This is a genomic window from Streptomyces sp. NPDC006743, assembly GCF_040703815.1.
Classification (GTDB): Bacteria; Actinomycetota; Actinomycetes; order Streptomycetales; family Streptomycetaceae; genus Streptomyces.
On sequence record NZ_JBEYJA010000026.1, the window covers coordinates 22,356 to 47,177 of the forward strand.

General features: G+C 71.6%; 21 protein-coding genes. 4 read left to right on the plus strand and 17 right to left on the minus strand.

The window, feature by feature from the left end; translation table 11 throughout:
• The first annotated feature begins 124 nt into the window (after positions 1-124).
• Positions 125-1,354, plus strand: a complete 1,230-nt coding sequence (locus ABZ719_RS21520) for a DUF349 domain-containing protein (RefSeq protein WP_366726790.1) — start codon at positions 125-127, stop codon at positions 1,352-1,354.
• Positions 1,355-1,474: 120 nt separating this feature from the next.
• Here the strand turns inward: ABZ719_RS21520 and relA are convergent, their stop codons facing one another.
• From relA to pgsA, 15 genes are all read right to left on the minus strand, one after another.
• On the minus strand, positions 1,475-3,991 hold the full coding sequence (gene relA, locus ABZ719_RS21525; RefSeq protein ID WP_366726791.1) for a GTP pyrophosphokinase: 2,517 nt from the start codon (positions 3,989-3,991) through the stop codon (positions 1,475-1,477).
• 206 nt (positions 3,992-4,197) lie between these two features.
• Positions 4,198-4,737, minus strand: a complete 540-nt coding sequence (locus ABZ719_RS21530) for an adenine phosphoribosyltransferase (RefSeq protein ID WP_366726792.1) — start codon at positions 4,735-4,737, stop codon at positions 4,198-4,200.
• Positions 4,734-5,855 carry a protein translocase subunit SecF gene (gene secF, locus ABZ719_RS21535; RefSeq protein WP_366726793.1) on the minus strand — a complete coding sequence of 374 codons (1,122 nt, stop codon included), beginning with the start codon at positions 5,853-5,855 and terminating at the stop codon, positions 4,734-4,736. The genes ABZ719_RS21530 and secF overlap by 4 nt, the downstream gene beginning before the upstream one ends.
• 1 nt (position 5,856) lies before the next feature.
• A complete protein-coding gene (gene secD / locus ABZ719_RS21540; RefSeq protein ID WP_366726794.1) occupies positions 5,857-7,665 on the minus strand; it encodes a protein translocase subunit SecD in 1,809 nt (602 codons plus the stop codon).
• 132 nt (positions 7,666-7,797) lie between these two features.
• Positions 7,798-8,301: a preprotein translocase subunit YajC gene (yajC, locus tag ABZ719_RS21545; protein WP_366726795.1), complete on the minus strand. Its 504-nt coding sequence runs from the start codon at positions 8,299-8,301 to the stop codon at positions 7,798-7,800.
• A gap of 163 nt (positions 8,302-8,464) precedes the next feature.
• Positions 8,465-9,535, minus strand: a complete 1,071-nt coding sequence (gene ruvB, locus ABZ719_RS21550; RefSeq protein WP_366726796.1) for a Holliday junction branch migration DNA helicase RuvB — start codon at positions 9,533-9,535, stop codon at positions 8,465-8,467.
• A 24-nt stretch (positions 9,536-9,559) separates the two neighbouring features.
• On the minus strand, positions 9,560-10,165 hold the full coding sequence (gene ruvA, locus ABZ719_RS21555) for a Holliday junction branch migration protein RuvA (RefSeq protein ID WP_366726797.1): 606 nt from the start codon (positions 10,163-10,165) through the stop codon (positions 9,560-9,562).
• Positions 10,162-10,773 (minus strand): crossover junction endodeoxyribonuclease RuvC, encoded by a 612-nt coding sequence (gene ruvC, locus ABZ719_RS21560; protein WP_366726798.1) that lies wholly within the window; start codon positions 10,771-10,773, stop codon positions 10,162-10,164. The genes ruvA and ruvC overlap by 4 nt, the downstream gene beginning before the upstream one ends.
• Positions 10,774-10,887: 114 nt before the next feature.
• Positions 10,888-11,640, minus strand: coding sequence for a YebC/PmpR family DNA-binding transcriptional regulator (locus ABZ719_RS21565; protein WP_037860046.1), 753 nt, complete (start codon positions 11,638-11,640; stop codon positions 10,888-10,890).
• 79 nt (positions 11,641-11,719) lie between these two features.
• Positions 11,720-12,331: a pyridoxal 5'-phosphate synthase glutaminase subunit PdxT gene (pdxT, locus tag ABZ719_RS21570; RefSeq protein ID WP_366726799.1), complete on the minus strand. Its 612-nt coding sequence runs from the start codon at positions 12,329-12,331 to the stop codon at positions 11,720-11,722.
• A gap of 7 nt (positions 12,332-12,338) precedes the next feature.
• Positions 12,339-13,253, minus strand: a complete 915-nt coding sequence (gene pdxS / locus ABZ719_RS21575; RefSeq protein WP_366726800.1) for a pyridoxal 5'-phosphate synthase lyase subunit PdxS — start codon at positions 13,251-13,253, stop codon at positions 12,339-12,341.
• Positions 13,254-13,618: 365 nt separating this feature from the next.
• Positions 13,619-14,161 (minus strand): hypothetical protein, encoded by a 543-nt coding sequence (locus ABZ719_RS21580; RefSeq protein WP_366726801.1) that lies wholly within the window; start codon positions 14,159-14,161, stop codon positions 13,619-13,621.
• Positions 14,162-14,294: 133 nt separating this feature from the next.
• Entirely contained in the window at positions 14,295-15,458 is a 1,164-nt protein-coding gene (locus ABZ719_RS21585) for a glycosyltransferase family 4 protein (RefSeq protein WP_366726802.1), read from the minus strand.
• On the minus strand, positions 15,455-16,378 hold the full coding sequence (locus tag ABZ719_RS21590; RefSeq protein ID WP_366726803.1) for a phosphatidylinositol mannoside acyltransferase: 924 nt from the start codon (positions 16,376-16,378) through the stop codon (positions 15,455-15,457). The genes ABZ719_RS21585 and ABZ719_RS21590 overlap by 4 nt, the downstream gene beginning before the upstream one ends.
• On the minus strand, positions 16,375-17,106 hold the full coding sequence (gene pgsA / locus ABZ719_RS21595) for a phosphatidylinositol phosphate synthase (protein ID WP_366726852.1): 732 nt from the start codon (positions 17,104-17,106) through the stop codon (positions 16,375-16,377). Before pgsA ends, ABZ719_RS21590 begins: the two co-directional genes overlap by 4 nt.
• 229 nt (positions 17,107-17,335) lie before the next feature.
• Here pgsA and ABZ719_RS21600 point away from each other — a divergent pair, with 229 nt between their 5' ends.
• Together ABZ719_RS21600 and ABZ719_RS21605 are read left to right on the plus strand one after the other, a co-directional pair.
• Positions 17,336-19,534: an elongation factor G-like protein EF-G2 gene (locus ABZ719_RS21600; RefSeq protein ID WP_366726804.1), complete on the plus strand. Its 2,199-nt coding sequence runs from the start codon at positions 17,336-17,338 to the stop codon at positions 19,532-19,534.
• A 195-nt stretch (positions 19,535-19,729) separates the two neighbouring features.
• Positions 19,730-21,385 (plus strand): hypothetical protein, encoded by a 1,656-nt coding sequence (locus tag ABZ719_RS21605; RefSeq protein ID WP_366726805.1) that lies wholly within the window; start codon positions 19,730-19,732, stop codon positions 21,383-21,385.
• Positions 21,386-21,420: 35 nt separating this feature from the next.
• Here the strand turns inward: ABZ719_RS21605 and ABZ719_RS21610 are convergent, their stop codons facing one another.
• Positions 21,421-21,978, minus strand: coding sequence for an HIT domain-containing protein (locus ABZ719_RS21610; protein ID WP_037860066.1), 558 nt, complete (start codon positions 21,976-21,978; stop codon positions 21,421-21,423).
• A 67-nt stretch (positions 21,979-22,045) separates the two neighbouring features.
• On the opposite strand from ABZ719_RS21610, the gene ABZ719_RS21615 reads away from it, so the two are divergent.
• Positions 22,046-22,687, plus strand: coding sequence for a potassium channel family protein (locus ABZ719_RS21615; RefSeq protein WP_366726806.1), 642 nt, complete (start codon positions 22,046-22,048; stop codon positions 22,685-22,687).
• A 155-nt stretch (positions 22,688-22,842) separates the two neighbouring features.
• Here ABZ719_RS21615 and thrS read toward each other — a convergent pair whose 3' ends face one another.
• Positions 22,843-24,819 (minus strand): threonine--tRNA ligase, encoded by a 1,977-nt coding sequence (gene thrS / locus ABZ719_RS21620; protein WP_366726807.1) that lies wholly within the window; start codon positions 24,817-24,819, stop codon positions 22,843-22,845.
• Positions 24,820-24,822 lie beyond the last annotated feature (3 nt).

A 24,822-nucleotide genomic window follows, 5' to 3' on the forward strand; every position in this document is an offset into this window, starting at 1 on the left:
ATTTCGGTCGCGCTGGATGCGGACAGGCCACCTGCCGGTCGCCTATGTTGGCCGTGACGAAACTGTGGACGATGCCCGGGGGAGCCTCGAAAGCCCCTCGCAGGCATCATGTGGAGGAGGCGCTGTGAGCAGCGACCCGTGGGGCCGCGTCGACGAGACGGGGACCGTGTACGTGCGTACGGCCGACGGCGAGCAGGTCGTCGGTTCCTGGCAGGCCGGCTCCCCCCAGGAGGCACTGGCCTACTTCGAGCGCAAGTACGAGGGACTGGTGGTCGAGATCGGCCTCCTCGAGAAGCGTGTGCGGACCACCGATCTGTCGGCGAAGGACGCGCAGGCCGCGATCGACCACCTCCGGGAGCAGGTGGACGCGCACCACGCGGTCGGTGACCTGGCCGCGCTGCGCACCCGCCTGGACCAGCTGGTCGCGACCGTCGAGTCGCGGCGCGAGGAGCGCAAGGCGCAGCGCGCCCGGCAGGCGGACGAGGCCCGGCACGCCAAGGAGGCCCTGGTCACCGAGGCGGAGGAGCTGGCCGGGTCCGACCAGTGGCGGGTGGCCGGTGAGCGGCTGCGGGCGCTGGTGGACACCTGGAAGGGGCTGCCGCGCCTGGACCGCAAGTCCGACGACGAGCTGTGGCACCGCTTCTCGCACGCCCGGTCGGCGTTCTCCAAGCGGCGCAAGGCGCACTTCGCGCAGTTGGACGCCCAGCGCGAGGAGGCCCGCAGGACCAAGGAGCGGCTGGTCGCCGAGGCCGAGGCGCTGTCGGCCTCGACGGACTGGGGTGCGACGGCGGCGCGTTACCGCGAGCTGATGGCCGAGTGGAAGGCCGCCGGCCGCGCGCAGCGCGAGCACGAGGACGACCTCTGGAACCGTTTCCGCGGTGCGCAGGACGTGTTCTTCGCCGCCCGCGGCTCGGTCTTCGCCGAGCGGGACGCCGAGCAGGCGGAGAACCTGAAGCTGAAGGAGGAACTGGCCGAGGAGGCCGAGAAGCTCCTGCCGGTCGGGGACCTCAAGGCCGCCCGGGCCGCCTTCCGCTCGATCAACGAGCGCTGGGAGGCCATCGGCCATGTGCCGCGGGACGCCCGCCCCCGGGTCGAGGGCCGGATGCACACGGTGGAGCGGGCCCTGCAGGAGGCCGAGGAGAGCGAGTGGCGCCGGACGAACCCGGAGGCACGCGCGCGTGCCGAGGGTCTGACCGGTCAGCTCCAGGCCGCCGTGGACAAGTTGCGTGGCCAGATCGAGCAGGCGCGTGCCCAGGGCAACACCGCCAGGGCCGACAAGCTCGCCCGGGAGCTGGAGGGCCGCCAGGCACTTCTGGACCAGGCTCTGAAGGGCCTCCAGGAGTTCGGCGGCTGACAGCTCCGGCCGCAGGCACGACCTGCCGCGGCAGGAGATACCGGCCTGCCCCGGCAGGAGATACCGGCCGAGAGGGCCCCCTACGCGCCGTACGGGGCCCTCTCGCCGTCCCGCGGGCTTCTACCCCCTGCTGCGGGCCGAGGTGACGCGGTACACGTCGTAGACGCCCTCCACGCCGCGCACGGCGCGCAGCACGTGGCCGAGGTGCTTGGGGTCGCCCATCTCGAAGGTGAACCGGGAGGTGGCGACCCGGTCGCGGGAGGTCTGGACGGCCGCGGAGAGGATGTTGACGTGCTGGTCGGACAGGACGCGGGTGACGTCCGAGAGCAGCCGGGAGCGGTCCAGGGCCTCGACCTGGATGGCGACCAGGAAGACCGAGGACTGGGTGGGCGCCCACTCGACGTCCAGGATGCGCTCGGGCTCCCGCGACAGTGAATCGACGTTGACGCAGTCGCTGCGGTGGACCGATACGCCGCTGCCGCGCGTGACGAAGCCGATGATCGGGTCGCCCGGGACGGGCGTGCAGCAGCGGGCCAGCTTGACCCACACGTCGTCGACGCCCTTGACGACGACGCCGGGGTCGGCGCTGGAGCGGCGCTTGCGGCCGCGCCCGCGCGCGGGCGGCATGCTCTCGTCGATCTCCTCGGTGGCCGCCTCCTCGCCGCCGAGGGCCTGGACGAGCTTCTGCACGATGTTCTGCGCCGAGACGTGCCCCTCGCCGATCGCCGCGTACAGCGCGGAGATGTCCGAGTAGCGCATCTCGTGGGCGAGCGTGACGAGCGAGTCGCCGGTCAGGATGCGCTGGATCGGCAGGTTCTGCTTGCGCATGGCGCGGACGATGGCGTCCTTGCCCTGCTCGATCGCCTCGTCGCGGCGCTCCTTGGAGAACCAGGCCCGGATCTTGTTGCGGGCGCGCGGGGACTTGACGAAACCGAGCCAGTCGCGGGAGGGCCCGGCGCCCGCCGCCTTGGAGGTGAAGACCTCCACCAGGTCGCCGTTGTCCAGGGTGGACTCCAGCGGGACCAGGCGGCCGTTGACCCGGGCTCCTATGGTGCGGTGGCCGACCTCGGTGTGCACGGCGTAGGCGAAGTCCACGGGCGTGGCACCGGCCGGGAGCGCTATGACGTCGCCCTTGGGCGTGAAGACGAAGACCTCGTTGCGGGAGAGGTCGAAGCGCAGCGACTCCAGGAACTCGCTGGGGTCCTCGGTCTCCTTCTGCCAGTCCAGGAGCTGCCGCAGCCACGCCATGTCGTTGATGGCGGCGTCCTTGCCGGCCTTGCCGGTGGACCTGGGCGCGTCCGTACGGACCTTGGAGGCACCCGCGACGGCCTCCTGCTTGTACTTCCAGTGCGCGGCGATGCCGTACTCGGCGCGGCGGTGCATGTCGAAGGTGCGGATCTGCAGCTCGACGGGCTTGCCGTTGGGGCCGATGACCGTGGTGTGCAGCGACTGGTACATGTTGAACTTGGGCATCGCGATGTAGTCCTTGAACCGGCCGGGGACCGGGTTCCATCGCGCGTGCACCGTGCCGAGGGCGGCGTAGCAGTCGCGGACCGTGTCGACCAGGACACGGATGCCGACCAGGTCGTAGATCTCCGCGAAGTCACGGCCGCGGACGATCATCTTCTGGTAGACGCTGTAGTAGTGCTTGGGGCGGCCGGTGACGGTCGCCTTGATGCGGGCGGCGCGCAGATCCGACTGGACCTCGTCGGTGACGATCGCCAGGTACTCGTCGCGCTTGGGGGCGCGCTCGGCCACCAGGCGGACGATCTCGTCGTACATCTTGGGGTAGAGGATCGCGAAGGCGAGGTCCTCCAGTTCCCACTTGATGGTGTTCATGCCCAGGCGGTGGGCGAGCGGCGCGTAGATCTCCAGGGTCTCGCGCGCCTTCTTCTCCTGCTTCTCGCGCTTGAGGTAGCGCATGGTGCGCATGTTGTGCAGGCGGTCGGCGAGCTTGATGACCAGGACGCGGGGGTCCTTGGCCATGGCGACGACCATCTTGCGCACGGTCTCGGCCTGCGCGGCCTCGCCGAACTTGACCTTGTCCAGCTTGGTGACGCCGTCGACGAGCAGGGTGACGACGTCGCCGAAGTCGCGGCGCAGGTCCTCCAGACCGTACTCGGTGTCCTCGACGGTGTCGTGCAGCAGGCCGGCCATCAGCGTGGCCGGGTCCATGCCCAGCTCGGCGAGGATGGTGGTGACGGCCAGCGGGTGCGTGATGTACGGGTCGCCGCTCTTGCGCTTCTGGCCGCGGTGCCAGCGCTCGGCGACCTGGTAGGCGCGCTCGATCTGGCGCAGCGTGGCCGTCTCGATCTTCGGGTCGTTGCTGCGCACTATCCGCAGCAGCGGCTCCAGCACCGGGTTGTACGGGTTGGCGCGCTGGACGCCGAGCCGGGCGAGGCGGGCGCGGACACGGTTGGAGGAGCCGGAGCGGGCGCTCTGGCCGGCGGCCGGGCGCACGGGGGCGGGCTTGGGACGCACGGACTCGGCGCTCTTCTCCACGGGCGCGGACTGGGCGCGCTCGACCGGCCCGCGCGTGTCGTTCTTCGCGTTCTTCGCGTTCGGCGCGGGCTTCGCCGCGGCTGCCGAGGCGGACTCGGGCTTGGCGGCGGTCAGTGGCTGGGCCTCGTCTGGCAAGAGGACTCCTCGTGCGCGATCCGGGTCCCCCGGTCAGGCTCCGGAGATCCCATGGTAGCGATCCCGGGCCTGCGGATCGCCTCCAGTCCGTGCGGGGGCCGTTCACTGGAGGAACGCACGAGACGGGCACCGGATTCCTCCGGGCCCGTCTCCACCGGCCTCCCGCGGCGCCGTGACGGCGCCGCGGGAGGGGGTGCACGAGGTGGTCAGACTCGCAGCAGCGCTTCCAGCGGGGCTCCGGCCAGGACGTCCTCCAGGCGGGTGCGGCCGCCGAGGAAGCCCAGTTCCATCAGGACCGCCACGCCGGCGACCTCGGCGCCCGCGCTGCGGATGAGCTGGACGGAGGCCTCGGCGGTGCCGCCGGTGGCGAGGACGTCGTCGACGACCAGGACCCGGTCGCCCGCGCTCAGGTCCTCGGCGTGCACCTCGATCTCGGCCGAGCCGTACTCCAGGTCGTAGGCCTGGCGCAGGGTCGCCCCGGGGAGCTTGCCCGCCTTGCGCACGGGGATGAAGCCGAGGCCGGCGCGGAGCGCGGCCGGGGCGCCGAGGATGAAGCCGCGGGCCTCCAGGCCGACGACCTTGGTGGCGCCCTGCCTGGTGCCGATCTCCGCGAGCGCCTCGGTCAGCGCCGAGAAGGCCGCCGGGTCCGCCAGGAGCGGGGTGATGTCCTTGAACATCACCCCGGGCTCGGGGTAGTCGGCCACGTCACGGATGCGGCTGAGCAGCAGTTCCCTGATGTCGGTCATCGGCGCTTCCCCGAGGGCCGGCCGCGGCCGCGGCTGCGGGACGCGGACTGGTCGCGGGGGCCGACCACGGCGGGTGCGGCGTCCTCGGGCTCGTCGTCGAAGTCCGCGGCGTCGTCGGAGGCGTCCGCCACCGGGGCGCCCTCGGTGCCGGCCTGCGCCCGCTTGGCCAGTACGCGCTTCCTGAGGGCCTTCATCTGCGGCTCGCGCTCCTTGAGGTCGGCGACGAGCGGCGTGGCGATGAAGATCGAGGAGTACGCGCCGGCGGCCAGACCGACGAACAGCGACAGCGAGATGTCGTTGAGCATGCCCGCGCCGAGCGCGCCGCCGCCGATGAACAGCAGGCCCGCCACCGGCAGCAGCGCGACCACGGTGGTGTTGATGGACCGCATCAGCGTGCCGTTGATGGAGCGGTTGGCGAGGTCGCTGTAGGTCCAGCGGCTCTGCTTGGTGATGTCCTTCGTCTGCTCCTTGAGGCTGTCGAAGACGACGACCGTGTCGTAGAGCGAGTAACCGAGGATCGTCAGCAGACCGATCACCGTACCGGGCGTGACCTCGAAGCCCACGAGGGCGTAGATGCCGGTGGTGATCGTGATGTCGTGGACCAGGGCGACCAGCGCGGCCACGGCCATGCGCCACTCGAAGGCGATGGCCAGGTAGATCACGACCAGCACCATGAAGATCGCCAGGCCCTCCCAGGCCTTGTTGGCGATCTGCTCACCCCAGCTGGGGCCGACCAGGTCGGCGTTGATCTGCTCGGAGTTGACCTTCAAATCCTTGGAGAGCGCGTCCTTGATCTCGTCGGACTTGCCGGTGTCGATGCCGGCGATCTGGATGCGCAGGCTGCCGTCACCGAGCTTCTGGACGATCGCGTCGTGCCCGGAGGCGTCCTCCGCGTACGTCTCGGCCTGGCTGACCGAGGCGCTCATGTGCTTCGGGGTGGTGAAGACCGCTCCGCCCTGGAACTCGATGCCCATGTTCAGGCCGCGCACCGCCAGGCCGAGGATGGCCGTGATGGTGATCAGGATGGAGATGCCGTACCAGATCTTGCGGTTCTTGACGAAGTCGTAGCCGACCTCGCCACGGTGGAGTCGGGCGCCGAGGCTGCCGATCTTCGACATCTCACGCCTCCTTCGGGTCGACGGGGCCGGTGGGACGGTTGGGGCGGCGGGTGCGGCGCAGCGGCGCCTTCGCACCCAGGGCCTTGGGGTCGAGGCCGGACCACTTGTGGCCGTTCGCGAAGAACTTCCTGCGGGCGAGGATCGTCATGAGCGGCTTGGTGAACAGGAACACGACGACCACGTCGAGCAGGGTGGTGAGCCCGAGGGTGAACGCGAAGCCCTGCACCTTGCCGACGGTGACGATGAAGAGCACCGCGGCGGCGAGGAAGGACACGAAGTCGGAGACGAGGATGGTGCGGCGGGCGCGCGGCCAGGCACGCTCCACGGCGGGCCGCAGCGAGCGGCCCTCGCGGATCTCGTCCCGGATGCGTTCGAAGAACACGATGAACGAGTCCGCCGTGATGCCGATCGCGACGATGGCGCCGCAGACGGCCGGGAGATTCAGCGCGAAGCCGATGGCCGGGCCGAGCAGCGCCATGATCACGTAGGTGAGGATCGCCGAGACCAGCAGCGAGGGGATCGCGATGACCGACAGGCCGCGGTAGAAGATCAGCAGGTAGAGGACGACCAGGGCGAGGCCGATGGCGCCCGCGATGAGGCCCGCGTGCAGCTGGTCGCCGCCGAGCGCGGCGGTGACGGTGGTGACGCTGTCCTCCTTGAAGGTCAGCGGCAGCGCACCGTAGGACAGCATGTTGGACAGGCCCTCGGCCTCGGTCTGCGTGAAGCGGCCCGAGATCTCCGCGTTGCCGCCGGTCAGCGCCTGCTGGACGTACGGGTTGGAGACGACGTTGCCGTCCAGGACGATGGCGAACTCGTTCTGCGGCGTCTGGTTCTTGGCCAGCTGGCCGGTGATGTCCGCGAACTTCTTGGCGCCCTTGGAGGTGAACTCCATGGTGACGGTCCAGCCCGACGCGTTCTGCGTGTTGAAGACGGCCTGGGCCTTCTTGACGTCGGTGCCGTCCACGGCGGCCGGGCCGAGGAGGTACTTGGCCCACTGGCCCTGCGAGTCCTTGCCGCAGGCGACGGTCGGCTCGGTGGGCTTGACGCCCTTGCCGGCGGTGGCGCGGGCCGACTCCTTGGAGCAGTCGAGGGCGGCGTACTGGGCCTGGAGCTTGGCGTTGGCGTCGCCGGAGGTGCCGCCGCTCGCCGAAGGGGAGGCGGAGCCCTTCGGGGTGGAGGACTTCTTCGGGTCCGCGCTGCCCGTTGCGCCGGTGGACGGGGTGGCGTCGGCCTTCAGGCCGTCGGTGACGGCGCGGCCCTGCGGGGACGCGGTCGAGGACGGGCCGGTGGAACCGGAGGTGGCCTTGTCCTTGCCGCCGGTCTTGTCCGTGGCCTTGTCACCGGCCTTGCCGGAGGCGCTGGAGGAGGGGGCCGGCGTCGGGCTGGCGGGAGGGGCGGCGCCGGAGACCTCGGTGGCGAGCACCGGACGGAAGTACAGCTTCGCGGTGGTGCCGACCTGCTCGCGGGCCTGCTTGGAGTTCGTGCCCTTGGGGATGTTGACGATGATGTTGCGATCGCCCTGGGTCTGGACCTCGGCCTCCGAGACACCGAGACCGTTGACACGGCGGTTCATGATGTCGACCGCGGTGTCCATGTTGGTCTTGTTGATCGCGGATTCCTGACCGCGCTCGGGGACCGCCCGCAGGGTGATGCTCGTACCGCCGGCCAGGTCGATGCCGAGGCGCGGGGTGGTGTGCCCCGAGGCGAACATGCCTCCGGTGAGCGCCACGATGGCGATCAGGATGAGGGCCAGCGAGCGCCATGGCTTGCTCTGGGCGCTCGCGCTCCGGCCCTTCTTAGGTGCTGCCACCTTCTCGTACTCCCTCTCGGGCCGCTCCGCGCCGGGTGGGCCCGGTCGGCGGCCATGACATGGTGTCGGGATCCCGCGCGAAGTGAACACGTCCCAGGGCGCGCGGGCGGTGCCGCGCGCCCTGGGTGGTGACTACTTCGCCTCGGAGTCGCCGTCGGTCTTCTTCGGCTCTGCGTCCGTCTTCGCCTCGGTGGGGGCGTCGGCGGGCTCCTCCGCCTCGGCCGCGTCCTTCTTGCCGAGGTCGATGGGCTTGTCGTCGGAGGCGGCGGAAGCGTCGGCGGCGGGCTCGTCGGTCTCGGTGAGGGAGGAGGCGTCGTCGGGGACGATGTCGGCGTCGGACTTCAGGTCGTGTTCGATGCCGTGGACGAGGCGGTTGTACTCGTCGTCGGACAGGACGGTCGCGATCGCGTTCTTGGCGAAGAGAAGCTCCACGCCCGGTCCGGCGTCGAGGAGGACCGTGTCGTCGTTGACCTCCTTGACCGTCGCGTACATGCCGCCGATGGTGCGGATTCCGCTACCGGGCTGCATCTGGTTCCGCATGGTGGCGGCCTGCTGCTGCTTGCGCTTGGCCGACCGGGTCATCAGGAACATGGCCCCGATGAGCACGATGAACGGGAGGAGGGTCACGAGACTCACGGGTCGGAACTTCCTTCACACGACCGCGATGGGGAGCGGCCTGATGGTTGGGGGTGTGCATGCTGCCTGCAAGGGCGGCATCGGCGGAGTCTAAGGGAGTCCGCGCGCAGGGAACAACGCTCAGCATGGCACCTGGGTTCCTCCCCGGGCCAATGGATCGCCGTCACGCCCCGAACAGGTCTTGTTGTCCGTTTCCCCCGCCCGGCGCGCCGGGCGGGGTGAGGCCGAGGTGCGCCCATGCCGCGGGGGTGGCCACCCGGCCGCGCGGGGTGCGGGCGAGCAGGCCCTCGCGGACGAGGAAGGGCTCGGCGACCTCCTCGACGGTCTCGCGCTCCTCCCCCACCGCGACCGCCAGCGTCGACAGGCCGACGGGGCCGCCGCCGAACAGTTTCAGCAGCGCCTGCAGGACCGCCCGGTCCAGCCGGTCCAGGCCGCGGGTGTCGACCTCGTAGACGGCGAGGGCCGCCGCGGCGATCTCGCGGGTGATGATGCCGTCGGCCTTGACCTGCGCGTAGTCCCGCACCCGGCGCAGCAGGCGGTTGGCGATGCGGGGGGTGCCGCGGGAGCGGCCGGCGATCTCGGCGGCGCCCTCGGTCTCGATCTCCACGTCGAGCAGGCTCGCCGACCGGTGCACGACGCGCTCCAGCTCGGCGGGCTCGTAGAACTCCATGTGGGCGGTGAAGCCGAAGCGGTCGCGCAGCGGGGGCGGCAGCAGTCCCGCGCGGGTGGTGGCGCCGACCAGGGTGAACGGCGGCAGCTCCAGCGGGATGGCGGTGGCGCCGGGGCCCTTGCCGACGATGACGTCGACGCGGAAGTCCTCCATCGCCATGTACAGCATCTCCTCGGCGGGCCGGGACATGCGGTGGATCTCGTCGAGGAAGAGGACCTCGCCCTCCTGGAGCGAGGACAGGATGGCGGCGAGGTCGCCCGCGTGCTGGATGGCGGGGCCCGAGGTGATGCGGATGGGGGCGCCCATCTCGGCCGCGATGATCATCGACAGGGTGGTCTTGCCGAGGCCGGGGGCGCCGGAGAGCAGGACGTGGTCGGCGGTGGCGCCGCGCGCGCGGGCGGCGCGCAGCACCAGGTCGAGCTGTTCGCGGACCTTCTCCTGGCCGATGAACTCGCCGAGGTCCTTGGGGCGCAGGGCGGCCTCGACGGCCTGGTCCTCGCGGTCGGCGGCGGAGCCCACCAGCCGCTCGCCGGCGGCGGTGTCGGCCGTGTCGTCCCAGTTCATGTGTGTGCCTTACGACGGTCTCGGTCAGCGGGCTCGGTTCAGGGTCTGCAGGGCGGCCTTGAGCAGGGCGCCCACCTGGGGCGTGCCGCCGGCGGCCTCGGCCTGCGGGGCCACGGCGGTGACGGCCTCGTCGGCCTCGCGGGTGGCGTAGCCGAGGCCGATCAGCGCGGCGTGCAGCTGGTCGCGCCAGCCCTGGGTGACGGGTGCGCCGACCGCGGGGGCGCCGACCGGTTCGCCGAGGCGGTCCTTCAGCTCCAGGAGCAGCTTCTGGGCACCCTTCCTGCCGATGCCGGGGACGGCCGTGAGGGCCTTCTCGTCGCCGGTGGCGACGGCGCGGCGCAGGGCGTCGGGGGCGTGCACGGCGAGCATGGCCTGGGCGAGGCGGGGGCCGACGCCGCTGGCGGTCTGGAGCAGTTCGAAGACCTGACGCTCGTCGTCGTCCGCGAAGCCGTACAGGGTCAGCGAGTCCTCGCGGACGACCAGGGAGGTGTGCAGCTTGGCGGGCTGTCCCGTGCGGAGCGTGGAGAGGGTGTTCGGGGTGCACAGAACGGCCATCCCGACGCCGCCGACCTCGATCACCGCGGTGTCGGGGGCGAGTGCGGCGACCGTGCCGCTGACGAAGGCGATCATGCCGTGCTGCCTTTCGAGTGCGGGGCTGTCCTCCGGGACGGGGGTGCCGCCGGGGACCGGGGGGTGGTCGGGGGCGCGGCCGTCCTCGGTGCCGCGGCGGTGTGCAGGGCGACGGCCCGCTGGAGCCGGTTCTGCGCGGGGGCGCGCCAGATGTGGCAGATGGCGAGGGCGAGCGCGTCCGCGGCGTCGGCGGGCCTGGGGGGCGCGGCGAGCCGCAGCAGGCGGGTGACCATGGCACCCACCTGGGCCTTGTCGGCCCGTCCGCTGCCGGTGACGGCGGCCTTGACCTCGCTGGGGGTGTGCAGGGCGACCGGGATGCCGCGGCGCGAGGCGCACAGGATGGCGACGGCGCTGGCCTGGGCGGTGCCCATGACCGTACGCACGTTGTGCTGGCTGAAGACGCGCTCCACCGCCACGTACTCGGGGCGGTGCTCGTCCAGCCACTGCTCGATGCCCTGCTCGACGGCGACCAGGCGGTGGCCGAGGTCGGCGTCCGCGGGTGTGCGGACGACCCCGACGCCGACCATGGTCAGCGGCCGGCCCGCGACGCCCTCCACGACACCGACCCCGCAGCGGGTCAGCCCCGGGTCCACCCCCAGTACGCGCACGCGATCTTTCCCTTCGATCTCCTGTCCGCGCAGGCTATCGGGTGCCACTGACAACGGCGGCGGGCCGGGGGACGTGTCCCTCCGGCCCGCCGGGACCGCCGTGCGTGCGGGGTGTCAGGCGTCGACCTTCTCCATGACCTCGTCGCTGACGTCGAAGTTGGCGAAGACGTTCTGCACGTCGTCGCTGTCCTCGAGCGCGTCGATCAGCTTGAAGATCTTCTTGGCGCCCTCCTCGTCCAGCTCGACCTGCATGGTCGGGACGAAGTTGGCGTCGGCGGAGTCGTAGTCGATGCCGGCGTCCTGGAGGGCGGTGCGGACCGCGACCAGGTCGGTGGCCTCGCTGAGGACCTCGAAGGTCTCGCCGAGGTCGTTGACCTCCTCGGCGCCCGCGTCCAGGACGGCCGCCAGGACGTCGTCCTCGGTCAGCTCGCCCTTGGGGACGATCACGACGCCCTTGCGGTTGAACAGGTACGACACCGAGCCCGGGTCGGCCATGGAGCCGCCGTTGCGGGTCATGGCGACGCGGACGTCGGAGGCGGCGCGGTTGCGGTTGTCGGTGAGGCACTCGATGAGCACCGCGACACCGTTCGGCCCGTAGCCCTCGTACATGATGGTCTCGTAGTCGGCACCGCCGGCCTCGAGACCGCCGCCGCGCTTGATCGCGGAGTCGATGTTCTTGTTCGGGACCGACTGCTTCTTGGCCTTCTGCACGGCGTCGTAGAGCGTCGGGTTGCCGTCCAGGTCGACTCCGCCCATCCGCGCGGCGACCTCGATGTTCTTGATCAGCTTCGCGAAGAGCTTGCCGCGCTTGGCATCGATGACGGCCTTCTTGTGCTTCGTCGTGGCCCATTTAGAGTGGCCGGACATCTGCCTGTCTCCTTCGCGTAAACCCATCCTGTACGAACGCCTCCGGGCCTGAAGCAGCCGGGAGGTACCCCCGGAGATCCTACAAGGACTCCGCCGCCCGCATCGCGCGCACCATGTCGACGAACAGGGCGTGCACGCGGTGGTCGCCGGTCAGCTCCGGGTGGAACGACGTGGCCAGCGCGTTGCCCTGGCGGACCGCGACGATGTGGCCGCCGTGCTCGGCGAGCACCTCGGTCGCGGCGCCGACGGACTCGACCCAGGGAGCGCGGATGAAGACGCCCTCCACAGGATCGCCCTCCACGCCCCGGACGTCCACGGCGGCCTCGAAGGACTCGTTCTGCCGTCCGAAGGCGTTGCGGCGCACGATCATGTCGATGCCGCCGACGGTCTCCTGGCCCGAGCGCGGGTCGAGGATCTTGTCGGCCAGCATGATCATGCCCGCGCAGGTCCCGTAGACCGGCATGCCGGCGCGCACGCGCGCGCGGAGGGGTTCCATCACGCCGAAGAGGATGGCCAGCTTGGAGATGGTGGTGGACTCGCCGCCGGGCAGGACCAGGCCGTCGACCTCGGCGAGTTCTTCGGGGCGCCTGACCGGCCTGGCCACGGCGTCGGCCGCGGCCAGGGCGATGAGGTGCTCCCGTACGTCGCCCTGGAGGGCCAGGACGCCGATGACAGGGGCTTCGCTGCTCATGGGGTGGTTACCAGCCGCGGTTGGCGTAGCGCTCGGTCTCGGGGAGGGTGTCGCAGTTGATGCCGACCATGGCCTCGCCCAGGTTCCGGGACGCGTCCGCGATGATCTTCGGGTCGTCGTAGAAGGTGGTGGCCTTCACGATGGCGGCGGCGCGCTTGGCCGGGTCGCCGGACTTGAAGATGCCGGAGCCGACGAAGACGCCCTCGGCGCCGAGCTGGCGCATCAGCGCGGCGTCGGCCGGGGTGGCCACACCGCCGGCGGAGAACAGCACGACCGGGAGCTTGCCCAGCTCGGCGACCTCCTTGACCAGCTCGTAGGGGGCGCGCAGCTCCTTGGCGGCGGCGTACAGCTCGTTGTTGTCGCAGCCGCGCAGCTTGGCGATCTCGCCCTTGATCTGACGCAGGTGGCGCACCGCCTCGACGACGTTGCCGGTGCCGGCCTCGCCCTTGGAGCGGATCATCGCGGCACCCTCGGCGATGCGGCGCAGGGCCTCGCCGAGGTTGGTGGCGCCGCAGACGAAGGGGGTGGTGAAGGCCCACTTGTCGGAGTGGTTGACCTCGTCGGCCGGGGTCAGGACCTCGGACTCGTCGATGTAGTCCACGCCGAGCGACTGCAGGACCTGCGCCTCGACGAAGTGGCCGATGCGGGACTTGGCCATGACCGGGATGGAGACGGCCTCGATGATGCCCTCGATCATGTCCGGGTCGGACATGCGGGCCACACCGCCGTCCTTGCGGATGTCGGCCGGGACCCGCTCCAGGGCCATGACGGCGACGGCGCCCGCGTCCTCGGCGATCTTCGCCTGCTCCGGCGTGACGACGTCCATGATCACGCCGCCCTTGAGCTGCTCGGCCATGCCGCGCTTGACGCGGGCGGTGCCGGTCTCGGGAGTCTGGGCGGAATCGGGAATCGTGGTGGACACGGGTGACCTCACTCGGGTGGAAAGAGGGGGTTGATGCACCCCAGAGGTAACGCGAGTGGACCAGTCCACGGCAAGGGCCAATGGCGAGCGGGTGGATCCTTTTCGCCGCTCCCCTTCGGCGGCGGGCCGGGCAGGGGCCGGAGCGGGCGCGCCGGGCGGACGGGCCGCTGGGGTCCTTCGCTCGGATCAGGCCGGATCAGGGAGCGGGGTCCGGTGCGTGCAGACGCAAGGCGGAGGAGGGAGCCGACGCGATGGGGGTGCCCCCGCGCGAGCGAAGCCGGGCGTGGAGGCGTCGGCGACCGACGGCGACGCGGCGGATGCGCGTGCCGGACCCCGCGAGCCCGGCACGATCCGGACGAGAGGCCCTAGGCGACGCGTTCCACCAGTGCCCGCGGCGGTTCGTCGTCCATCTCGAAGGCCAGCGGGAACGGGGCATGCCCGGCGAGGCGGAACCAGCGCACCTTGCGGTGTTCGCGCAGTCGGCGGGCCGCGCCCACGGCGTCGTTGTGGAAGCGGCGGGCCATCGGGACCCGGCGCACCGCCTCGGCCAGCTCACGCGCCGCCGCCTCACCGCCGGGCACCGCACGGACCGCCTCCACCTGCTGCGTCTCGGCGAACACCGCCCGCAGTGCCTGGCTCAGCTCGCTCTCGGCGACCTCGCGGTGCTCCTCCTCGGACTGCCGGGCGGCGTGCGCGGCCTCGTAGAGCACGATCGAGGCGGCCGGGTCGAGCACTCCGGAGGTGGCCAGTTCCTGGGCGACGGAGGCGCGGCGCAGCAACTGGGCGTCGAGCGCGGCCCGGGCGGCGTCGATCCGGGCGTGCAGCCGGTCCAGCCGCCCCGCCGTCCAGCTCAGGTACAGCCCGACGACGACGAGCGCGACAAGGATCCAGATGAGCGTTGCGGTCACGGGCGGCAAGGCTACCGGGAGGGCCGGGAGCCACCGCCCGCAGCCCGCACCCCGCCGCTGCCCCGGCGCTCCTCCGTGCCCGGAGCCCCTGGCCGGGTCGGGTCCCGCCCCGGCCGGCCTCGGTCAGCCCCGGTCAGTCCCGGGCCAGTCCCAGCCGGGCGCGCAGGCCCGTGGCGCGGTCGTCGGCGGCCACCGCCGCGGCACCGGCGGTGACCGTCTCGTAGACGGAGAGGATGTCCGCACCGACCGTGGACCAGTCGAAGCGGCGGACGTGGGCACTGCCGCGCTCGCGCAGTCCTGACCGGCGGGCCGGATCGGCGAGCAGGCGCACGGCCGCGTCGGCCAGGGCGTCCGCGTCCTCGTTGGCGAACAGCTCGCCGGCCTTGCCCTGGTCGAGGACCTGCGCGAAGGCGTCGAGGTCGGAGGCGAGCACCGGGGCACCGGCGGACATCGCCTCGACGAGGATGATGCCGAAGCTCTCCCCGCCGGTGTTGGGTGCCACGTAGAGGTCCACACTGCGCAAGAAGCGCGCCTTGTCCTCGTCGCTGATCATGCCGAGGAACCGCACGCGCGCGTGCAGCTCGCGCGGCAGGCTCGCCACGGCCTCCTCCTCGTCGCCCCGGCCGGCCACCAGCAGCCGGGCCCCCGGGTGGGCGGCGAAGATCTTCGGCAGGGCGCGCATCAGCACGGGCAGGCCCTTGCGGGGCTCGTCGATGCGGCCCATGAAGCCGATCGTCTCTCCCTGCCACTCGGGCCGGGGTTCGGCGCGTGCGAAGAAGTCGACGTCGACGCCGTTGGGGATGACGACGGCGTCCCCGCCCAGGTGTTCGACGAGGGTGCGCCGCGCGTACTCGCTCACGGCGATGCGGGCGCTGATCTTCTCCAGGGCGGCCTGGAGGATGGCGTACGCGGCGACCATCGCCCGGGAGCGCGGGTTGGAGGTGTGGAACGTCGCCACGATCGGCCCCTGCGCCGCCCAGCAGGTCAGCAGGCCCAGGGACGGCGAGGTCGGTTCGTGGATGTGGATCACGTCGAACCGGCCCTCGTGCAGCCAGCGCCGTACCCGGGCCGCCGAGAGGAAGCCGAAGTTCAGCCGGGCCACCGACCCGTTGTACGGCACCGGGACCGCGCGGCCGGCCGAGACGACGTAGGGCGGCAGCGGGGTGTCGTCGTCGGCGGGGGCGAGGACGGACACCTCGTGGCCGAGGCGGATGAAGTACTCGGCGAGGTCACGGATGTGGAACTGCACGCCCCCGGGGACGTCCCAGGAGTACGGGCAGACGATGCCGATCCTCACGCCGCTTCCCCCTGGGTCCGCTCGCGGCGGGGTTCCAGGTCCGCGAGCCACAAGCGCTGGAGCATGTGCCAGTCCTCCGGATGGTCGGCGATCCCCGAGGCGAAGGCGTCGGCCAGCGCCTGTGTCATGACAGACGTCTTCTCGGCCCGGGTACCTGTCCCGGGTACCTCGATCGGGGGATGCACGCGGCCCTTCATGACGGGCGAGTCGTCGTACCAGAGAGTGACGGGCAGCAGCAGGGCCCCCGTCTGCTGGGCGAGCAGGGCGGGTCCCGCGGGCATGCGGGCCGTCTCGCCGAAGAACTCGACCTCGACGCCGGAGGAGGACAGGTCGCGGTCGGCGACGAGGCAGACCAGGCCGCCCTCGCGCAGCCGCCGGGCGAGCGTGCCGAAGGCGGAGCCGCCGCTGTGCGGCAGGACCTCCATGCCAAGACCCTGCCGGTAGGCGACGAAGCGGTCGTAGAGCGTCTCGGGCTTGAGGCGTTCGGCGACGGTGGTGAAGGGCGTGTCCAGCTCGGTGGTGACCCAGGCGCCCGCCAGGTCCCAGTTGGCCAGGTGCGGCAGCGCGAGGACGACACCCCGTCCGGAGGCGAGGCCGTCGGTCAGGTGGTGCACGTCCTTGGGGGCGAAGCCGCCGCGCACCCGCTGCGGGCTCCAGGCGGGCAGCCGGAAGGACTCCATCCAGTAGCGCAGGTAGGAGCGCATGCCCGCGCGGGACAGCTCCGCGAGCCGCTCGGGGGACGCGTCGGGCACCACGCGCGCGTAGTTGGCCTCCAGCCGCAGGACGCCCTTGCCACGCCGTTTCCAGGCGAGGTCGGCGATGCCGCGGCCGAGCCGGACGGCGGCGGGCTCGGGGAGCTTCTTGACGGTGCTCCAGCCCAGGCCGTACAGGGAATCGGTGAGCCGCTCGCGGACGCTCATGCCGACGCCCCGCTCCCCTGGTTCTCCTGCCGGCCGGCCTCGGCGTCCGCCTCGGCCGACTCGCGGCGCACGGTGACGACCCGCTGCACCAGGGTGACCAGGCTGCCGGCCGCGACGATCCACAGCGCGACCGGGAGCAGGTACTGGATGCCGGGTACGCCGAACTTGTGCAGGCCCGCGAAACCGGCCGCGACCAGGGAGATCACCAGCCGCTCGGCGCGCTCGACCAGGCCGTTGACGGCGACCGGCAGCCCGATCGACTCGCCGCGCGCCTTGGTGTACGACACCACCTGGCCGCTGGCCAGGCAGAAGATCGACACCGCGCACAGCGTGTTGTCGTCGCCCTGCCCGGCGTACCAGAGGGCGAAGCCGCCGAAGATGGCGCCGTCGGCCACCCGGTCCAGGGTGGAGTCCAGGAAGGCGCCCCAGCGGCTGGAGCGGCCGAGCTGGCGGGCCATGTTGCCGTCGACGAGGTCGGAGAAGACGAAGAGCGTGATCACGACCGTGCCCCAGAAGAACTCGCCCCGGGGGTAGAAGACCAGCGCGCCCGCGATCACCCCGGCGGTGCCGAGGAGCGTGACCGTGTCCGGGCTCACGCCCCGGCGGATGAGAAACGCGGCGAACGGTGTGAGGACACGCGTGAAGAATGCACGCGCGTACTTGTTCAGCATGGCCTTCCCGAGGGTCGCTGTCGCCGGGCAGCCCCTGCTGGCCACCGGCTGGCCCATCGTAGTCACGCGCGCGCGTGGGCGGCGTCCGGGCACCCGGGGGCCCCCGCCGGGCGCCTGCCGGCCGGGCACCGGGGCACGCGCGGGAGGCGGGATCGGGTCCCTCGTATGGACGCGGCATGACGGGAGTGCAAAGCTCGAATGACCGCGGGCGTCGCAGGAGCCGCCGGTGACGCGGTGCCGCGTGTCCGCGCCCACAGTGACCTCACCGTGCACGGGAGGCAGGACCATGGGCGACAAGGCGCACACACATCCCGGAGCCGCCGGCAGGGCTATGGCGGCCGACCGGCCCGCGTCCCTACGGAACGTGGTGCTGGTCGGCCACTCCGGAGCGGGCAAGACGACCCTGGTGGAAGCTCTCGCGCTGACCGCGGGAGCGGTGAACCGGGCCGGCCGCGTCGAGGACGGCGGCTGTGTCTCGGACTACGACGACATCGAGCACCGGCAGCAGCGCTCGGTGCAGCTCTCCCTGGTGCCCGTCGAGTGGGACGGCATCAAGATCAATCTGCTGGACACACCCGGCTACGCGGACTTCGTCGGTGAGCTGCGGGCCGGCCTGCGGGCCGCGGACGCGGCGCTCTTCGTCGTCTCCGCCTCCGACGGCGTGGACGGCTCGACCCGCATGGTGTGGGAGGAGTGCGCGGCCGTGGGCATGCCGCGGGCCATCGTGATCACCCACCTGGAGGCCGCCCGCGCCGACTTCGAGGAGATGACCCGGGTGTGCGCCGAGGCGTTCGGCGCGGACGACCCCGACGCGGTGCTGCCCCTGTACCTGCCGCTGCACGGCCCCGAAGGGCCCGACGGCCACGCGCCGGTCACCGGCCTGGTCGGGCTGCTGACGCAGAAGCTGTTCGACTACTCGACCGGGGAGCGCAAGGAGTCCGAGCCGGGCGAGGACGAGCTGCCGCGGATGGACGAGGCGCGCGGCCGGCTCATCGAGGGGATCATCTCCGAGAGCGAGGACGAGACCCTCATGGACCGCTACCTCGGCGGGGAACGGGTCGACGTGGAGACCCTGATCAAGGATCTCGAACGGGCCGTCGCGCGCGGGGTCTTCTTCCCCGTCCTGGCCGCCGCGCCCGCCGCCGAGGGCGCCCGGCAGGGCATCGGCACGGTGGAACTGCTGGAGCTGATCGTCCGCGGCTTCCCGACGCCCCTGGAGCGCGAGGCGCCCTCGGTGACCACGGTCGACGGCCGCCCGCGCGAGCCGCTGCCGTGCGCCCCGGACGGCCCGTTGGCCGCGGAGGTCGTGAAGACCTCCTCCGACCCGTACGTCGGCCGGGTCTCCCTGGTGCGCGTCTTCTCCGGCACCCTGCGCCCCGACGAGACGGTGCACGTCTCCGGGCACGGGCTGACCGACCGCGGCCACGAGGACCACGACGTGGACGAGCGGATCGGCGCCCTGGCGACGCCGTTCGGCAAGCAGCAGCGGCCCGTGACGCACGCGGTCGCCGGCGATCTGGTCTCCGTGGCCAAGCTGACCCGGGCCGAGACCGGCGACACGCTCTCCGCCAAGGACGACCCGCTGCTGATGGCCCCGTGGGAGATGCCCGACCCGCTGCTGCCGCTCGCCATCCAGGCGCACAGCAAGGCGGACGAGGACAAGCTCTCCCAGGGCCTGGCCCGGCTGGTCGCCGAGGACCCGACGATGCGCCTGGAGCAGAACCAGGACACCCACCAGGTGGTGCTGTGGTGCCTGGGCGAGGCCCACGCGGACGTCGCCCTGGAGCGGCTGCGCAGCCGCTACGGCGTCCAGGTCGACGTCGTCCCGCACCGCGTCTGCCTGCGGGAGACCTTCGCGAGCCGGGCCGCCGGCCGCGGCCGGCACGTCAAGCAGTCCGGCGGGCACGGGCAGTACGCGATCTGCGAGATCGAGGTGGAGCCGCTGCCGGGCGGCTCGGGCATCGAGTTCGTGGACAAGGTCGTCGGCGGGGCCGTCCCGCGCCAGTTCATCCCGTCCGTGGAGAAGGGCGTACGGGCGCAGGCGGCCAAGGGGGTGGCGGCCGGCCACCCGCTGATCGACGTCCGGGTCACGCTGCTGGACGGCAAGGCGCACTCGGTGGACTCCTCCGACGCCGCGTTCCAGACGGCGGGCGCGCTGGCGCTGCGGGAGGCGGCGGCCGACGCGAAGATCCATCTGCTCGAACCGGTGGCCGAGGTGAGCGTCCTGGTCGGCGACGACTACGTGGGCGCCGTGATGAGCGACCTGTCGGGGCGGCGCGGCCGGGTGCTGGGCACCGAGCAGGTCACCGGCGGGCGCACGCTGGTGCGGGCCGAGGTGCCCGAGATCGAGATCGGCCGGTACGCGATCGACCTGCGGTCCCTGTCGCACGGCACCGCCCGCTTCGACCGCCGCTACGCGCGGCACGAACCGATGCCGCCGCAGGTCGCCGACCGGCTGCGCCAACAGGAGCGCGAAGCCTCCTAGTCGGTGCGCCGGGCGCACAACGGAGCGGCACCGTGAGGAAGTACGGGACGTTTCGCTGCGAACAGGTGGGCGGCTTCGGCCGTCCACCTCCGCGTGCCGGCGGGTGCCGATACGCTGATGACCTGATCAACAGGTGTGCGGGGCAGGGAAGTCGGGAAGGCCGCAGGTGCAGAGGCGGCGGCAGTGGGGGCGGCGGTGACGGACGGATTCGATTTCAGTCCAGGGGCTCAGATTCCCCTGTCGGGTGCGGCGGGGCAGACGGCGGCGACTTTCGCGCTGGCCGCCGCCGCCTACCGTGACGACGAAGTGGACAAGATCAAGGAAGCCGACAACGAGTGGCACCAGTCCACGGTCAAGCCGCCGCGCCCGTGGGCGAGGATCCTCCGCCCGCGCCTGGGCGAGGCGTTCTCCCGCGCGGTGATCGACCGGACGCTGGGCGCCGGCCGCAAGCCGCTGATCCAGTCCTTCGGTCTGGAACCCCAGGTCGTCGTGGAGCACTGCCTGGCGGCCCACCGCATCCGCCGCGAGCGCGACAACTGGCTCTCGGCGGTGACGGTGCTGTGCGGGCTGCTGTTCCTGCCCGGCTTCGTGGTGTGGCTGCTGGTGTTCGTGCTGCGCACCACGATGAGCAGGCGGGAGGACAAGCGCGCCGGGATGCTGGCCACCACCCTGCTGGTCGCCATGGGCGCGCTCGCCGTGCTCTTCCTGGTCAAGATGCCCTTTCACGGCTTCTGGGCGTGGTACGCGCGCGCGGCCGTGGTCATGCCGGTCGTCGGCTGGTTCTGGGCCAAGCGGATCTGCGAGCGCACCGCGCGGGACCTGCGGGACCGCTGGGAGGGTCTGCTCTCCGGCGGCGGGGTCGGCGCCAAGATCCCCGAGGCGGTCCCCGGCAACCCGGGCGACGCCGCCGAGCAGGTCCGCAAGGAACTCGCCCGGCTCAGCGCCGAACAGCGCTCCAACTCCGTCTTCTACGCCGGTCCCAAGGGCATCCTCGGCATGGGCACCCGCTGGGGCAGCTGGCAGCTGGCCGAGGACCTGGTGTCGGCCGACCCGGGCAAGGAGTTCCACCCCTTCCGCAGCTGGGACGTGATCACCGCCATCCAGGGCGGCCTGGGCATGCTGGAGCGCACCTCCATCAACACCGGCGGCTTCCCCAAGCCGACGATCACGCACTGGATCGTCACGCCCATCGAGGAGAACGCCAAGGAGGTCGCCCGGCCCGGCGGCGCGGACGTCGACGCGTACACCGTGCGCAGCCACGCCGTGCAGGACATCTGCAACAAGCAGCAGTTCGGCAGCGGCGACCGCCACTACCTCGGTGTGCAGTGGACCCTGTGGGACGGCCATCTGGTGATCACCATGATGATCACCGTCACGGTGCTGCACAACACCCTGCGCATCGAGGTCACCGGGCATGCCCTCGGCCCGGTCAACCCGCTCTTCAACGGCAAGCCCGCGGCCAAGGAGAAGGAGGTGGCGAAGGCGCTCCGGTTCTGGGAGACCCGCAAGGTCAAGCTGCCCCTGGTGGACACCGACGAGGTGGTACGGCTCGCCGCCCGCGCCCCCCTGACCTGGTACCCGCCGCTGCTGAACTGGCTCGGCGGCAGCCTGGTCCTCCCGGAGCCGTTCGGCCTGCGGCACGCCTGGGCCGACCAGCCCTGGCGCCACCGCTTCATGGCCGACGACGCCCTGCGCGCCGCCACCCCCGTGCTGCGGGTGGTCCACGCGGCGGCGCTGAAGGTCCTGCGGGACAACGGCGTGGACGTGGAGAAGTTCGGCAACCGCTCGTCGGTGCTCAGCGGCGCCGTCCAGGACGTGTCGCCCAAGAAGGCCGACCTGTACGACGCGTAGGCGGCCCGGGGAGGCGGCGGGGCCGGGGCCGGCGGCTACGCGGGCCAGGCCTCCGCGAGCATCTTGCGGGTGTCGGCGAGCAGCTGCGGCAGGACACGGGTGTGCCCGACCACCGGCATGAAGTTGGTGTCGCCGCCCCAGCGGGGCACGATGTGCTGGTGGAGGTGGGCGGCGATGCCCGCGCCGGCCACCGAGCCCTGGTTCATGCCGATGTTGAAGCCGTGGGCGCCGGAGGCGGCGCGCAGGGCCCGCATGGCCTGCTTGGTCAGCTCCCCCAGCTCGGCGGTCTCCGCCTCGGTGAGGTCGGTGTAGTCGGCGACGTGCCGGTAGGGCACGGTCATCAGGTGGCCGCCGTTGTACGGGTACAGGTTGAGCACCGCGTACACCTGCTCGCCGCGCCGGACGATCAGTCCGTCCTCGTCGGACTTGGCCGGGATGGCGCAGAAGGGGCAGCCGTCCTTCGCCCCTGGACCGGTCGGCTTGTTCTCGCCCTGGATGTAGGCCATCCGGTGGGGCGTCCACAGGCGCTGGAACGCGTCCTGCGTCCCCACTCCGATCTGCTGCTCCGGCTCACTCGTCATGCAAGGCAGCATATGGCTTCGGCGGTTCACGGCGTGTCGGCGGGGCGCCCGGAACAGGATGTGCGGCCAAGCTTGGCCGGTGGACGACGACAGCCCTGTGAATCGCTGGGAGCGGCGGGTGGACGCCCCGCTCGCGGTGGCCTCCCTGCTCTATCTCGCCGCGTACGCGGTGCTGGTCCTCGGCGAGGGCCTGCCGAGGACACTGGTCGACGGCTGCTGGGCGGTGCTGGCCGCGAGCTGGGCCGTCTTCGCCGGCGACTACGGGGTGCGCTGGCGGCTGAGCGGCCAGGGCGTGCGCTTCGTGCGCCGGCACTGGCTGGACACGCTGGTCGTCCTGCTGCCGCTGCTGCGGCCGGTGCGGATCCTGCGGGTGTACGACGCCGTTCAGCGTCGGCGCGGGGGCCCGCGGTGGCCGTTGCAGGCGCGGGTGATGCTGTACGCCGGCCTGTCGGCGCTGCTGCTCGGCCTGGCCGGATCGCTGACCGTGTACGGCCTGGAGCACCGTGCCCCGCACGCCACCATCCGCACGTTCGGCGACTCGGTGTGGTGGACGTGCTCCACGCTGGCCACCGTCGGCTACGGGGACGTGACGCCGGTGACCCCGGCGGGCCGGCTGGTGGCGGTCGTCCTGATGGGCTGCGGGCTGGCGCTGCTGGGCGCGGTGACCGGGTCCTTCTCGTCCTGGCTGATGCAGCGCTTCGCGCAGCCGGGCGAGGAGTGAAGGCTCCCGGGGAGCTGAGCTTCCCGGGAGCCTTCGCGGGCCGGTTCACCGGTGCCGGTGCCGGTCCGCCGGTGCCGGTTCACCGATGCCGAGGCCGGTCCGCCGGTGCCGGTTCACAGGCGTCCGGTCGCGGACGCCCGGTCACCGGTGCCGGATCAGACCTGCGCCCGCTCCTCGACGACCTTCACGATCTTCGCGATGGCGTCCTCGAAGGGGATGCCGTTCTCCTGGGAGCCGTCGCGGTAGCGGAAGGAGACGGCGTTGTTCGCCATGTCCTCGTCGCCCGCGATGACCATGAAGGGCACCTTCTGCTTCTGGGCGTTGCGGATCTTCTTCTGCATGCGGTCCGAGGACGAGTCGACCTCGACCCGCAGACCCTTCCTCTTCGCCGCGGCGGCGAACTTCTCCAGGTACTCCACGTGCCCGTCGCCGATCGGGATGCCGAGCGCCTGCACCGGCGCCAGCCAGGCCGGGAACGCGCCCGCGTAGTGCTCCAGGAGCACGGCGAAGAAGCGCTCGATGGAACCGAAGAGCGCGCGGTGGATCATGACCGGGCGCTGCTTGGAGCCGTCGGCGGCCGTGTACTCCAGGTTGAACCGCTCGGGCAGGTTGAAGTCGAGCTGGACCGTCGACATCTGCCAGGTCCGGCCGATCGCGTCCTTGACCTGGACGGAGATCTTCGGGCCGTAGAAGGCGGCGCCGCCCGGGTCCGGGACCAGTTCGAGTCCCTGCTTCTCGCCGACCTGGCGCAGGGTCTCGGTGGCCTCCTCCCAGACCTCGTCCGAACCGACGAACTTCTCCGGGTCCTTGGTGGACAGCTCCAGGTAGAAGTCGGTCAGGCCGTAGTCTCGCAGCAGGTTGAGCACGAAGGTGAGGGTCTTGTCGAGCTCCTCGGCCATCTGCTCACGCGTGCAGTAGATGTGCGCGTCGTCCTGGGTGAAGCCGCGCGAGCGGGTCAGGCCGTGCACGACGCCCGACTTCTCGTACCGGTACACGGTCCCGAACTCGAACAGGCGCAGCGGCAGTTCGCGGTAGGACCGGCCGCGCGCGTCGAAGATCAGGTTGTGCATCGGGCAGTTCATGGGCTTCAGGTAGTAGTCCACGCCCTCGTCGAGCTGCATGGGCGGGTACATGCCGTCGGCGTACCAGTCCAGGTGGCCCGAGGTCTCGAAGAGCTTCCCCTTCGTCGCGTGCGGGGTGTAGACGAACTCGTAGCCCTCCTCCTCGTGGCGGCGGCGCGAGTAGTCCTCCATGACCCGGCGGATCGTGCCGCCCTTGGGGTGGAAGACGGCGAGACCGGAGCCGATCTGGTCGGAGATGGAGAACAGGTCCAGCTCGTTGCCCAGTTTGCGGTGGTCGCGCTTCTCGGCCTCGGCGAGGAAGTCGAGGTACTGCTTCAGCTCGTCCTTGGACGGCCAGGCGGTGCCGTAGATGCGCTGGAGCATCGGGTTCTTCTCGCTGCCGCGCCAGTAGGCGGCGGCGTTGCGCATCAGCTTGAACGCCGGGATCAGCCGGGTGGAGGGCAGGTGGGGACCGCGGCAGAGGTCCTTCCAGCACAGCTCGCCGGTCTTGGCGTCCAGGTTGTCGTAGATCGTCAGCTCACCGGCACCGACCTCGACGTCCGCGCCGTCGTCGTGCGAGGCGGAGCCCTTGAGGCCGATCAGCTCCAGCTTGTACGGCTCGTCGGCCAGTTCCTCGCGGGCGGCCTCGTCGGTGACGACGCGGCGGGAGAACTTCTGGCCGCGCTTCTGGATCTCCTGCATCTTCTTCTCGATGGCCTTGAGATCCTCGGGCGTGAACGGCCGCTCGACGTCGAAGTCGTAGTAGAAGCCGTCCCGCACCGGCGGGCCGATGCCCAGCTTGGCCTCGGGGAAGATCTCCTGCACGGCCTGGGCCATGACGTGCGCGGTGGAGTGGCGCAGGATGTTCAGGCCGTCCTCGGAGGAGATCTCCACGCCCTCGACGGTCTCGCCGTCGCGGACCTCGTACGCCAGGTCCTTCAGCTCGCCGCCCACGCGCGCGGCGATGACGGAGCGCTCGCCGGCGAAGAGGTCGGCGGCCGTGGTGCCCGTCGTCACCGTGCGCTCTTCCCGCTCGGAATCGCGTTGGATGATCACACGGACGTCTGACACCGG